Annotated in this window: 14 protein-coding genes; 9 read left to right on the top strand and 5 right to left on the bottom strand. The window is 59.5% G+C overall.

The window, feature by feature from the left end:
- Positions 1–9 precede the first annotated feature (9 nt).
- Genes AC2FIR_RS03875 through AC2FIR_RS03860 form a run of 4 tightly spaced genes read right to left on the bottom strand, consistent with a single transcriptional unit; the run spans position 10 to position 2,675 of the window.
- On the bottom strand, positions 10–1,038 hold the full coding sequence (locus tag AC2FIR_RS03875) for a MaoC family dehydratase (RefSeq protein ID WP_496744938.1): 1,029 nt from the start codon (positions 1,036–1,038) through the stop codon (positions 10–12).
- Positions 1,038–1,244, bottom strand: coding sequence for a DUF1737 domain-containing protein (locus AC2FIR_RS03870; protein WP_170614408.1), 207 nt, complete (start codon positions 1,242–1,244; stop codon positions 1,038–1,040). The genes AC2FIR_RS03875 and AC2FIR_RS03870 overlap by 1 nt, the downstream gene beginning before the upstream one ends.
- Positions 1,245–1,256: 12 nt before the next feature.
- Positions 1,257–1,811: an NnrU family protein gene (locus AC2FIR_RS03865; protein ID WP_321249260.1), complete on the bottom strand. Its 555-nt coding sequence runs from the start codon at positions 1,809–1,811 to the stop codon at positions 1,257–1,259.
- 6 nt (positions 1,812–1,817) lie between these two features.
- Complete coding sequence (locus AC2FIR_RS03860) at positions 1,818–2,675, bottom strand: HpcH/HpaI aldolase/citrate lyase family protein (RefSeq protein WP_496744940.1); 858 nt, start codon at positions 2,673–2,675, stop codon at positions 1,818–1,820.
- Positions 2,676–2,842: 167 nt separating this feature from the next.
- On the opposite strand from AC2FIR_RS03860, the gene AC2FIR_RS03855 reads away from it, so the two are divergent.
- A complete protein-coding gene (locus AC2FIR_RS03855) occupies positions 2,843–3,157 on the top strand; it encodes a hypothetical protein (protein ID WP_170807421.1) in 315 nt (104 codons plus the stop codon).
- A gap of 4 nt (positions 3,158–3,161) precedes the next feature.
- On the opposite strand, the gene AC2FIR_RS03850 is transcribed toward AC2FIR_RS03855, so the two are convergent.
- Entirely contained in the window at positions 3,162–3,917 is a 756-nt protein-coding gene (locus AC2FIR_RS03850) for a sulfite exporter TauE/SafE family protein (protein ID WP_480912507.1), read from the bottom strand.
- A gap of 161 nt (positions 3,918–4,078) precedes the next feature.
- Between AC2FIR_RS03850 and mdh the strand changes: the two genes are divergently transcribed.
- From mdh to AC2FIR_RS03810, 8 genes are all read left to right on the top strand, one after another.
- The gene (gene mdh, locus AC2FIR_RS03845) at positions 4,079–5,041 is read left to right on the top strand and encodes a malate dehydrogenase (RefSeq protein ID WP_170614403.1); all 963 of its coding nucleotides are present in this window, start codon (positions 4,079–4,081) and stop codon (positions 5,039–5,041) included.
- Positions 5,042–5,371: 330 nt separating this feature from the next.
- On the top strand, positions 5,372–6,565 hold the full coding sequence (sucC, locus tag AC2FIR_RS03840; RefSeq protein ID WP_170614402.1) for an ADP-forming succinate--CoA ligase subunit beta: 1,194 nt from the start codon (positions 5,372–5,374) through the stop codon (positions 6,563–6,565).
- 45 nt (positions 6,566–6,610) lie between these two features.
- A complete protein-coding gene (locus AC2FIR_RS03835; protein ID WP_496744943.1) occupies positions 6,611–7,279 on the top strand; it encodes a class I SAM-dependent methyltransferase in 669 nt (222 codons plus the stop codon).
- A 19-nt stretch (positions 7,280–7,298) separates the two neighbouring features.
- Entirely contained in the window at positions 7,299–7,820 is a 522-nt protein-coding gene (locus AC2FIR_RS03830) for a hypothetical protein (RefSeq protein WP_170807417.1), read from the top strand.
- Between the two features lie 19 nt (positions 7,821–7,839).
- On the top strand, positions 7,840–8,721 hold the full coding sequence (gene sucD, locus AC2FIR_RS03825; RefSeq protein WP_058278790.1) for a succinate--CoA ligase subunit alpha: 882 nt from the start codon (positions 7,840–7,842) through the stop codon (positions 8,719–8,721).
- Positions 8,722–8,724: 3 nt separating this feature from the next.
- Entirely contained in the window at positions 8,725–9,426 is a 702-nt protein-coding gene (locus AC2FIR_RS03820; RefSeq protein ID WP_496744945.1) for a hypothetical protein, read from the top strand.
- A gap of 34 nt (positions 9,427–9,460) precedes the next feature.
- Positions 9,461–10,000, top strand: a complete 540-nt coding sequence (locus AC2FIR_RS03815) for a DUF805 domain-containing protein (protein WP_170807415.1) — start codon at positions 9,461–9,463, stop codon at positions 9,998–10,000.
- Positions 9,997–12,954: a 2-oxoglutarate dehydrogenase E1 component gene (locus tag AC2FIR_RS03810; RefSeq protein ID WP_321249281.1), complete on the top strand. Its 2,958-nt coding sequence runs from the start codon at positions 9,997–9,999 to the stop codon at positions 12,952–12,954. The genes AC2FIR_RS03815 and AC2FIR_RS03810 overlap by 4 nt, the downstream gene beginning before the upstream one ends.
- The last annotated feature ends 1 nt before the right edge of the window (position 12,955 follow it).

Here is a 12,955-nt window from a genome sequence, read left to right as displayed (position 1 = left end):
TGTAATCTGTCAGATCGGCATCAGGGCCCAGTAGTCCAGATCCAAAAGAACGTCCGGCAGGTATTTTCCGTCATCGTTTCTTAACGCAAACGGTTCACCTCCCTTGGTCGCCACCAGTCGCAGACGGATGGCACCAATGCCGGGCGTGCCGGTTTCGGCCTTGTCCAGAACCTCGCTCCAAGCCTTGATCGTGTCGCCGGCAAAGCACGGATTGGCGTGGGCACCACCGTTCAGGCCGACGATCATCTGCGCGTTTGCCAGCCCGTTGAACGACAGCGCACGTGCCATCGAGATGACGTGGCCGCCATAGATCAGACGTCCTTCGGGTCGGAAGGTCAGATCGAAATGAACCTTGGCGGTGTTCTGCCACAGGCGGGTGGCCAGCATGTGCTCGGCCTCTTCCACGCTCACGCCGTCGACGTGATTGATGGTTTCGCCTGTTTTGTACGCATCCCAGCGGTGGGATTCGCCGGATTGTACAAAGTCATATTTCGAGAAATCGAGGCCCTGCGGCACCACCAGATCTTGCGGGTCCAGCACTTTTTTCAGATCCGGAACAACCGTTTCCGGCGCAGGGGCATCGGGGTTCGCTTTGCGCACCATGACCCAGCGGACATACTCGATCACAACTTCGTCGCGCTGGTTCAGCCCGCGGGTACGCACCCAAACCACACCGGCCTTGCCGTTCGAGTTCTGCTTGAGCCCGATCACCTCGGATTCCGACCGCAGTGTATCGCCGGGATAGACGGGTTGCAGCCAACGACCCTCGGCATAGCCCAGATTGGCCACCGCGTTCAGCGATATGTCGGGGACCGTTTTACCGAACACAACGTGAAAGGCGGCCAGATCGTCAATCGGGCTTTGCAGCAGGCCGCAATTCCGGGCAAATTCATCCGAGGAGTAAAGCGCATGCCGCGCGGGATAAAGCGCGTGATACAGTGCACGCTCGCCGGTCGTGACGGTGCGGGGCACCGCGTGATGCAGAACCTGCCCGACCGAATAATCCTCGAAGAAATGACCCGGATTTGTCTTTGCCATTATTGCTGTCCCAGTTTCATGTCAGGTGAATAGTCGGCCGCAACCTCTTTGGTCACGGCCTGCGCGCAGCGCATGACGTTGCCGGCCGGATCGAAGGCATAGGACGGCGATCCGTGCAATTCCCACCCTTTGGCCAGCGCGTCCGAAACCTTGTGGCAGAAGGCTGACGTGTCCTCCTCGGTCAGGAGACGGTAGAGAAATGCCATATTGTCAGCTCCTTACGAGGGGAAAGGTGAGGGGCCGACCAGCCCGTGGATGTAACCGATGACGCCCAGCAGAACAATCGAGGCCACAAAGAACATCGCGTCCTTGCCATAAGTGCCAGGTTCGCCGGGCGTCCATTCAGGCTCGGACCGGTTGATCACGATCACCTCTACTACGGCCCAGGCCAGAAGCCCGCCGAACAAGATGATCGACGCCAGATCGCCGTTTACCAGCAGGTGCGCGAAGGCCCATGTCTTGAACCCGGCCAGCATGGGGTGGCGCATGCCGTTGAGCAGCTTTCCCTTGGTTCCTGCGGGGCTCATCATGAAAATCGCGATCAGGACCAACAGGTTGTTGATGTGGATCATGAAGGTCGGCGGCGACCACACATGGATGAAATCGGTCATGCGGTAGCCGAAAATCATCAGCAGGACCGACACCAGCAGCGCCAATGCCACCGCGCCCTTGCCCTTTTCGCCCATGGCGGCGCGCTGTTCCGGACGGACGCGTTTGAACAGATGCGCCGCCCACCAAAGCGCCACACCAAGAATCAGAAGAAGAAAACCCATTGCCGGCTACCCCGCTTGCAAAGCCAATATTGCCTCTGCTTTTGCCAGAATTTCCCGTGCGGTTACAACGTGAAGGTTTTCAACAATCTTCCCATCGACGACAGCAACCCCCTGCCCCTGGGCCTCGACCTCTTCAAACGCGGTGATCTGACGACGGGCCAGATCGATCTCGGCGTCCGATGGCGCATAGGCCGCATTGGTGACGTCGACCTGCGCCGGGTGGATCAGCGTCTTGCCGTCAAAGCCCATGTCGCGACCCTGCGCGCATTCGGCGGCCAACCCGTCATTGTCCTTGAAGGCGTTGTAGACGCCGTCGACGATAATGAGGCCCTCGGCCTTGGCGGCCAGCAGGCACAGGCCCAATGAGGTCATCAGAGGCAGCCGGTCCGGGCGGAACCGGGTTTGCAGTTCCTTGGCCAGATCGTTGGTTCCCATGACAAATCCGGCCATCAGGGGATGCGCCGCGATTTCAGCCGCGTTCAGCATGCCGCGCGGGGTTTCCATCATCGCCCAAATTGGCAGATCGCCGGTGATGGCCGCCAGCGCGTCCACATCTGCGGCAGAGTTGACCTTGGGCAGCAGCACGACGTCTGCGTCCATGTCGCGCACGGCCTCGGCATCGGCGCGGCCCCATTCGGTGTCGAGCCCGTTGATTCGCACGATCCGAACCCTGTTGCCGTAACCGCCTTGGGCCAGAACACCTTTCAGCGTTTCGCGCGCATTGTCCTTTTCGTCTGCTGCAACCGCATCCTCCAGATCGAAAATAATCGCGTCCACAGGCAGAGTGCGCGCCTTGTCCAGCGCCCGTTCTTTCGAACCGGGGATATAAAGAACGGAACGATAGGGGCGCTGGCGCGGGTCCATCTGGCTTCTCCCAAAGAAATAATGTTGCGCGGAATGGGGCATTTTTTACCGGAAAGTTCAAGGCAAAAATCGCCGCAGCGCAGCATCGGCACGCAACGCTCGGCGGCTTAACCGGATTTCACACCTCTGCCGCCAGCTTTTGAGGTCTTACAGCAAAGGGGTCGGATATGAGGATGACGGTTCTGAGGATGACATTGGGTCTGATAATCATGGTCGCCGCCGCGCAGCAGGTCTTTGCCCGGCCGGGCACCTGCGCCCTGCGCCCGGACGTAATCGAGCGGTTGGCGGCCACATACGGCGAAACACGAAAAGGCATCGGAATTGCCCGCCAAGGCGCGGTGATGGAGATCTACGCGTCAGACGAAACCGGCAGTTGGACCATCATCGTCACCTTGCCTGACGGTATGGCGTGTCTGGTCGCATCAGGTCAATCCTATGAGGCGCTGGCGGATGCGCTGCCGCCAAAAGGTGACAAGATCTGACCCGTCAGGTCAGCGCATCCCAGATCAGCTTGGTTCCGGTCAGGGTCAGCAGGACGTAGGCGATGCCAAAGAACAGGCGCTCGGACATCATCCAGTGCGCTCGGACGCCCAGCCAGGCGCCGAGAATTGCGAAGGGTGCCAGCAGAAGGTCCGCCAGCGCGGTATGCCAGGTGAACAGGCCGAGAAAAGCATAGGGGATGAACTTGGCGACGTTGATCACCCAGAACACCAGAACGGTCGAGGCCTGAAACTCGGTCTTCGACAGGCGCTGTGACAGAAGATAGACGGCGGCGGGCGGGCCGCCGGCGTGGCTGACAAAGCTGGTGAAGCCTGCGACCAGACCGGCTGTCAGACCTGCCGAAGGCGGCAGCCGGTTGGCGAAGCCGCGCATCCAGCCCCGGGTTTGCGCGACATGCCAGATCACGAACCCGACCGAGATCCCGCCGATAAGAAGCCGCAGCAGGTCGTCATCGGTGGCGCGATAGAGCCATGCGCCCAGCGCCACGCCTGGCACGCCACCCAGGATCAACAGGCGCGAATCCGGCCAGCTCCAGCGTTTCCAGTAGGGCCCCAGGGTGGCCACGTCGATCACCATCAGGATCGGCAGCATCAGGGCAAGCGACTGCCCCGGCTCGAGGATCAGCGCCAGAATCGACGAGGACGCAAAAGCCACGCCCGAGCCGAAACCGCCCTTGGAAATCCCCGCAAATATCACCGCCGGGATCGCCACGGCAAAAAACATCAGGTTCAGATCGAACATGCGGGCGGCCCCGATTTGGCATATTTCCCAGCCGGTTTAGCGCAAACTGATTGCCCGGCGCAAACGGTATGCGGTCGCATGCCGCGCTGCGCGGCCCTTGCGCGAAACCCATTTAAGGACTAGCAAAACCGCGATTTCAAAACCGACCGGAGATATTCCAAATGGCCAGACCCAAGATTGCGCTGATCGGCGCGGGGAACATCGGCGGCACGCTCGCGCACCTTGCAGCTGTCAAGGAACTGGGTGACGTTGTCCTGTTTGACATTGCTGACGGGCTGCCGCAGGGCAAAGCGCTCGACATTGCCGAGTCCGGCCCGTCCGAGGGCTTTGACGCGGCCATGTCCGGCACAAGCGACTATGCGGATATCGCGGGCGCTGATGTCTGCATCGTCACCGCAGGCGTGGCCCGCAAGCCGGGGATGAGCCGCGATGACCTGCTGGGCATCAACCTGAAAGTCATGAAGTCGGTCGGCGAAGGCATCGCGGCCCACGCCCCCGACGCATTCGTGATCTGCATCACCAACCCGCTGGACGCGATGGTCTGGGCCCTGCGCGAATTCTCGGGTCTGCCCCACAACAAGGTCTGCGGTATGGCGGGCGTTCTGGATTCGGCGCGCTTTGCGCATTTCCTGTCGGAAGAGTTCAACGTCTCGATGCGCGACGTCACCGCCTTTGTCCTGGGCGGCCACGGCGACACCATGGTGCCGTCGGTCCGTTATTCGACCGTCGCCGGCATCCCGCTGCCCGATCTGGTCGAGATGGGCTGGACCACGCAGGAGAAACTGGACGCCATCGTGCAGCGCACCCGTGACGGCGGCGCCGAAATCGTTGGCCTGCTGAAAACCGGTTCGGCTTATTACGCGCCCGCCACCTCGGCGATCGAAATGGCCGAGGCCTATCTGAAAGACCAAAAGCGCGTTCTGCCTTGCGCGGCCTATTGCAACGGTGAGTTCGGCGTCGATGGGATGTATGTTGGTGTGCCGACCGTTATCGGTGCCGGCGGCATCGAGCGGATCGTCGACATCAAGCTGAACGAAGACGAGCAGGCGGGGTTCGACAACTCGGTCAACGCCGTCAAAGGTCTGATCGAAGCCTGCAAGGGCATCGACGGCTCGCTGAGCTAATCTCGCGCCTGCACTAAAGCTGAGCCGGTCCGTTTCGGGCCGGCTCTTTTTTCATACTATCCGGACGACGACGGATTTCAGAACAAAACCCAATCGGCAGTGTTGGCGCAAACGTCGCAAATGCCTTTTTTGAATATGTTTTCCAGAGCGGTCAAAGAACTTTCGAATCAATGACGACGGCGGTTGAATTTTGTGATCACACGGTAAAACGCTGTGATCACAAATCCGAAAAATCTTCGCCAATTTCCCCACCCCCATCAAAAAACCCTTTAAACTTGTCCCTTAGACCCCCCTATAACGGTTTAATCGTAGTCAGACGGGACAGTTTCGATGAACATTCACGAATATCAGGCCAAGGCTCTTCTTCGCAGCTATGGCGCTCCGGTCTCCGAGGGTCGCGCGGTTCTGCGCGCCGAGGAAGCCAAAACCGCAGCCGGTGAACTGGATGGACCGCTTTGGGTCGTCAAAGCGCAGATCCATGCGGGTGGGCGCGGCAAGGGCTCATTCAAGGAAGCCGATGCCGGCGAAAAGGGCGGCGTCCGTCTGACCAAGTCGGTGGAGGAAGCCGCCGAAGAAGCCAAGAAGATGCTGGGCCGCACACTGGTCACCCATCAGACCGGCCCGGCTGGCAAGCAGGTCAACCGCATCTATATCGAAGCCGGTTCGGGCATCGAGCGTGAACTGTACCTGGCCCTGCTGGTGGACCGCCAGACCAGCCGCATCTCGTTCGTATGCTCGACCGAAGGCGGCATGGACATCGAAGAGGTGGCCGCAGCCACGCCCGAGAAAATCCTGTCCTTCTCAGTTGATCCCGCAACCGGCTATCAGGCCTATCACGGCCGCCGCATCGCTTTCTCGCTGGGTCTGGAAGGCGCGCAGGTCAAGCAATGCGTCAAGCTGATGAACCAGCTCTATAACGCCTTCGTCGAGAAGGACATGGAGATGCTGGAGATCAACCCGTTGATCATCTCGGACAAGGGCGACCTCAAGGTGCTGGACGCCAAGGTCGGCTTTGACGGCAACGCGGTCTACCGCCACCCCGATATCGCCGAACTGCGCGACACGACCGAGGAAGATCCCAAGGAACTGGAAGCGTCGAAATACGACCTGAACTACATCGCGCTGGACGGTGAGATCGGCTGCATGGTCAACGGCGCGGGTCTGGCGATGGCGACGATGGATATCATCAAGCTCTATGGGGCCGAGCCCGCCAACTTCCTGGACGTTGGCGGCGGTGCTACCAAAGAGAAAGTGACCGAAGCGTTCAAGATCATCACCAGCGATCCGAACGTCAAAGGCATTCTGGTCAACATCTTCGGCGGCATCATGCGTTGTGACGTAATTGCCGAGGGCGTTGTCGCGGCTGTGAAAGAAGTCGGCCTGAAAGTACCGCTGGTCGTGCGCCTGGAAGGCACGAATGTCGAGAAGGGCAAAGAGATCATCAACACCTCCGGCCTGGACGTGATTGCGGCAGACAACCTGAAAGACGGTGCCGAGAAGATCGTGAAGGCGGTCAAGGGGTAAGCTCGGGTAGCTGGTTCAACCACAGGGGCTGATAGGACATCCGGGATGCGCAGCGGTCTGAGAAACGCGTTTGAAAACTTGAGCTGGGCGGGGCGCCATAAAGGGCCGCGCTCGGGTCAGGGCTCGACGCTTGAGGCGACGGCTCCGCTACGCGCGGCACTGCCCGGGATCTTTGAAAGTTATCGGGTCCGGACCTTTCTTGATGCGCCCTGTGGGGACTGGACATGGATGCAGCATGTGGATCTGACGGGCATCGACTATACCGGCGGCGATATCTCGCTTGAGGTGGTTGACGCGGTCAAAGCCCGGCACGGGGCACCGGGTCGTTCCTTCATGCATCTGGACATCACGTCCGATCCGTTGCCCCGGGTCGACCTGATGATGTGCCGGGATTGCCTGTTTCACCTGAAATGGTGGCTGCGCTGGGCCTTCTTCGAAAATTTCGTGCGAAGCGGGACACCCTACCTGTTGACCACAATGCATTACGTTCCCGTCAATGGAAGGCTAAGAGCCAATGCTGGCTTTCAAAGGTTCAACCCCTGCGCCGCGCCATTTAATTTCGAAGACCCCGTTGAGACCATTTCGGAAACAGGCGAGATCAACCTGGACCCCGAGTATCTGCAAAGCCCGGCGGGGCAGAACCAGCGGTCATTGGGCATTTGGTTACGCGAACAGGTCATCGCCGCCCTCGAGCGGCACAGAGGTGCGTCATGAAAGGCGCTGAAACCCTGTCATGATCCGTTGGGCATTCATATCGCTTTTGACGCTGGCGCAACCGGTTCTGGCGCAGCAGGGCGTAACGCTGCGTGATGCGGCGCAGGCCAATGTCACCGGCCTGACCTATTGGTGTGTCGAGGTGATGTTCCGTCGGGCGCAGGCCGCGCAGGCCTTTCCGGCGGCAGGGTTCACCTATCGCAAGGTCGATCGCGGCGTGAACGAATACGGCATTCATCGGGGCAGCAGCCACTATTTCGACGCACCCGCAAACACGGCGCATGCCGAGGTGGACGATACCAGCCGTCCCGCCGGTCTTTGCACTGTGTACACAACCCATCTGAATCAGGCGGACATGGCGGCGATCGTGGGCCGAACGCTTTACCAGTATTTTCCGACGACTGAGCAGTTCAGCCCGACAAGCTGGCATATCTCACTGGACGGCGGCATGCCGTTGATCATCGAACTCTCAACCATCCAGAACAACCACAGATATGAAACTCCGGGCACTGTGCGCGTCTCTATGACCTATCCCGGCTAGCAGGAACAAAGGAAAGTAAATGGCAGTCCTCATCGACGAAAACACCAAAGTCATCTGTCAGGGCTTCACCGGCTCGCAGGGCACATTCCACTCTGAGCAGGCCATCGCCTATGGCACCAAGATGGTCGGCGGTGTGACCCCGGGCAAAGGTGGCATGACCCATCTTGACCTGCCCGTGTTCAACTCGGTCCACGAGGCCAAGCATGTGACCGAAGCCAACGCCAGCGTGATCTACGTTCCCCCGCCGTTTGCAGCCGACTCGATCCTCGAAGCGATCGATGCCGAGATGGAAGTGATCGTCTGCATCACCGAAGGCATCCCGGTTCTGGACATGATGAAGGTTAAGCGTGCTCTGGAAGGTTCGAAATCGCGTCTGATCGGCCCGAACTGCCCCGGTGTCATCACGCCCGACGCCTGCAAGATCGGCATCATGCCCGGCCACATCCACAAGCGCGGCTCGGTCGGTGTTGTGTCGCGTTCGGGCACGCTGACCTATGAGGCCGTCAAGCAGACCACCGATGTGGGTCTGGGCCAGTCTACCTGTGTGGGCATCGGCGGCGACCCGATCAAAGGCACCGAGCATATCGACGTGCTGGAATGGTTCCTAGCAGATGACGAGACCGAGTCGATTATCATGATCGGTGAGATCGGTGGTTCCGCCGAGGAAGAAGCCGCGCAGTTCCTGGCAGACGAGGCCAAGAAGGGCCGCAAAAAGCCAACCGCCGGTTTCATCGCGGGCCGCACAGCCCCTCCGGGCCGTCGCATGGGCCACGCGGGCGCGATCGTTGCCGGTGGCAAAGGCGGTGCCGAGGACAAGATCGAAGCCATGCGCTCGGCCGGTATCGTCGTGGCCGAAAGCCCGGCACAGCTGGGTGAGGCTGTGCTGGAAGCGATTGGATAAATCATGACCTCTGACCGGCTTAGCATCCATTGGGGTTTGGCCATTTGCATAGGTGCTGTCGCGAGCTTTACGACGCCAGCACTTGCACAAACCGCCAGCGAGCGTGCCGCATTCGCGTGTATGCAACTGGATGAAGAGTCGGCTTACGCCAATTTGCAAAGTCTCGGCTGGCAACAAGTGATGCCAGTCGAACTCTCGCTAGATGAAAAAGAGATACTTGCGACCGAGCATTTCCTGTTCAAAGCCCGGCGGCCAAATAACCCCCATAGGCAGCAATCTTTCGAAGAGACCGCCAAGATTGCGATTAGACGCGTCGAACAGCAGATGGCCCGCAATACTTCCGCTTCAAGCTTTTCCGGTGGCGCTGTTTTCCGAAACAGTTCCACGCAAGACTTAGTTAGTATTCAAGCAGATAATCTTCCGAAATTTGAAAGAACTACCTGCACCTTTTTCTATATCCAAGAAACTGCGCCCCGTCTCTTCGCACACCTACAACGGAACCTTAAGTCTGCCAACTTTGAGAGCTCACTTGTTGCTCGTGTTGGAACTTGGAACAATTACCACAATGGCATTGAACAAAATGTAGAGATTTACCTTTGGGACACCGCGCACATAAGCATGGAACTCCAACAAGAGTTTCCCGGGGAACTCATGGTTGTCGCCTCAATTTGGCAACACACTGAGAACCAGATGGGAGACGAATAATGTCTCATAGCCTTGAGCTCCGATTGGGACTGTCATGACTTTCTCTGACGCCATCCGCACCTGTTTCGGCAAGTTCCTTACCTTCTCGGGTCGTGCTTCGCGGCCCGAATACTGGTTCTTTTTCCTGTTCATCGTGATCTGGAACATCATTGCCGGGATCATCGACTGGCAGTTCTTCACTCAGGTCGCTGTCAGCGAAAGCGATGAGGTCAAGTCCGTCGCCGCCACGTCCCGGCAACCTGTGCAGAGCATTGTCGGCCTGATCGTGTTCTTTCCGCATCTGGCCGTGGCCTTCCGCCGGATGCACGACACCGGGCGCAGCGGGCTTTATGCTTTGCTGCCGATCCTGCTGATCGTGGGCGCGTTTGCGGTTCTGATCTTTGGCATCGGCCTCGCCAACCAGTTCCACGGTGGTACGATGGATATTCTGCTGACACGTGCCACGCTGCTTATCGTCATTCCGACACTGCTTGTTCTGTTTGTGTCGCCCCTTCTGGTGCTGTGGTGGCTGACCCGCCCCAGCCAGCCAGGCACCAACCAATACGGTCCCAACCCATATGAGGTAGCCCAATGACCGAACATTCGCCCAACTCAGCCTTTCATGCCTCGAGCTTCATGCAGGGGCACAATGCCGAATATCTGGAGCAGCTTTACGCCCAGTACACCAAGAACCCCGGTGCGGTGGATGCCGCCTGGGCCGAGTTCTTCAAAGCCATGGGCGACGACGCGCCGGATGTGCAGAAAGAAGCGGAAGGGCCATCCTGGGCGCGCACGGACTGGCCGCCAGTGCCGGCGGATGACCTGACGGGTGCGCTGACCGGCGAATGGGCCGAGATCGACGCCAAGGCGGCAGGCAAGAAGATCAAGGACAAGGCTGCGGCCAAGGGTGTCGAGGTCAGCGACGATCAGATCAAGCGCGCGGTGCTGGACAGCCTGCGGGCGCTGATGCTGATCCGGGCCTATCGTATCCGGGGCCACCTGGCGGCCGATCTGGACCCGCTTGGCATGCGCGCCGCCAGCAACCACCCCGAGCTGGACCCAAGGACCTACGGCTTTACCGATGCCGACATGGACCGTCCGATCTTCATCGACAACGTTCTGGGCCTGCAGATGGCCAGCATGCGTCAGATCGTCGAGATCGTGAAGCGGACCTATTGCGGCACCTTCGCACTGCAATACATGCATATCTCTGACCCGGAAGAGGCCGCATGGCTGAAAGAACGGATCGAGGGATACGGCAAGGAGATCGCCTTCACCAAGGAAGGCCGCAAGGCGATCCTGAACAAGATGGTCGAGGCAGAAGGGTTCGAAAAGTTCCTGCACGTCAAATACATGGGTACTAAGCGGTTCGGTCTGGACGGCGGTGAGGCGCTGATCCCCGCGATGGAACAGATCATCAAGCGCGGCGGCGCGCTGGGTCTGAGCGATATCGTGATCGGGATGCCGCACCGGGGCCGTCTGAACATTCTGGCCAACGTGATGGGCAAACCCTATCGCGCCATCTTCAACGAGTTCCAGGGCGGCAGTTTCAAGCCCGAGGACGTGGACGGTTCGGGCGACGTGAAATACCACCTCGGCGCGTCCAGCGACCGCGAGTTCGATGGCAACTCGGTGCACCTGTCGCTGACCGCCAACCCATCGCACCTTGAGGCGGTGAACCCGGTGGTTCTGGGCAAGGTCCGCGCCAAGCAGGATCAGTTGAACGACACCGACCGCACCAAGGTGATGGCCATTCTGCTGCATGGCGATGCGGCCTTTGCCGGTCAGGGTGTCGTGGCCGAAGGGTTCGGTCTGTCGGGTCTGCGCGGGCACAAGACCGGCGGCACCATGCACATCGTCGTGAACAACCAGATCGGTTTCACGACCGCGCCGCACTTCTCGCGCTCCAGCCCCTATCCCACCGATATCGCGCTGATGGTCGAGGCACCGATCTTCCACGTGAATGGCGACGACCCCGAGGCCGTGGTACATGCCGCCAAGGTGGCAACCGAGTTCCGTCAGAAGTTCCACAAGGACGTGGTCATCGACATCTTCTGCTATCGCCGGTTCGGGCACAACGAGGGCGACGAGCCCATGTTCACCAACCCGATTATGTACAAGAAGATCAAGACGCATAAGACCACGCTGTCGCTTTATACCGAGCGGCTGGTCAAGGACGGCCTGATCCCCGAGGGCGAGATCGAGGACATGAAGGCGGCCTTCCAGGCGCATCTGAACAATGAGTTCGAGGCCGGAAAGGACTATAAACCCAACAAGGCCGACTGGCTGGACGGGCGCTGGTCTCATCTGGACAAGAACAAAGAAGAATACATGCGCGGCGAGACGGCCATCACACCCGAAACGCTGAGCGAAATCGGAGGTGCGCTGACCCGTGCACCCGAGGGCTTTGCCCTGCACAAGACCGTGGGTCGTCTGCTGGATCACAAGAAACAGATGTTCGAGTCGGGTCAAGGGTTCGACTGGGCCACGGGCGAGGCGCTGGCCTTCGGGTCGTTGCTGACCGAGGGCTACCCGGTGCGACTGGCAGGTCAGGACGCGACGCGCGGCACGTTCAGCCAGCGCCACTCGGGTTTCGTCCACCAGGAAACCGAAGAGCGTTATTACCCGCTGAACCATATTCGCGCGGGCCAGTCGCAATATGACGTGATTGACTCGATGCTGTCCGAATATGCGGTTCTGGGTTTCGAATACGGTTATTCGCTGGCCGAACCCAACGCACTGGTTCTTTGGGAGGCGCAGTTTGGTGACTTTGCCAACGGTGCCCAGATCATGTTCGACCAGTTCATCAGCTCGGGCGAAAGCAAATGGCTGCGGATGTCCGGTCTGGTCACACTGCTGCCGCATGGGTTCGAAGGTCAAGGACCTGAACACAGCTCGGCCCGTCTGGAGCGGTTCTTGCAGATGTGCGGTCAGGACAACTGGATCGTGGCGAACTGTACGACGCCTGCGAACTACTTCCACATCCTGCGCCGTCAGCTGCACCGCACCTTCCGCAAGCCGCTGATCCTGGTGACGCCCAAATCGTTGCTGCGCCACAAGCTGGCGGTCAGCACGGCCGAGGATTTCACCACCGGCTCAAGCTTCCACCGGGTGCTGTGGGACGACGCGCAGAAAGGTAATTCGGACACCAAGCTGGTTGCGGACGACAAGATCAAACGCGTCGTCATGTGTTCCGGCAAGGTCTATTTCGACCTGCTGGAGGAACGCGACGCACGCGGCATTGATGACGTCTATCTGATGCGGATCGAGCAGTATTACCCGTTCCCGGCGCATTCGCTGATCAACGAGCTTGAGCGCTTCAAGGGTGCCGAAATGGTCTGGTGTCAAGAAGAACCCAAAAACCAGGGCGCTTGGTCCTTTATCGAACCCAATATCGAATGGGTGCTGACCCGTATCGGCGCAAAACATACTCGCCCAGTCTATGCCGGTCGCGCAACCTCGGCCTCGCCCGCGACGGGTCTGGCCAGCCAACACAAAGCCCAACAAGAGGCGCTCGTGAACGAAGCGCTGAGCATTGAAGGAAAGTAAG

The sequence above is a fragment of the Ruegeria sp. CDSB136 genome (assembly GCF_059610965.1).
Note: the sequence above shows the minus strand (reverse complement) of the source record. Positions and strands in the feature narration are given on the sequence as shown.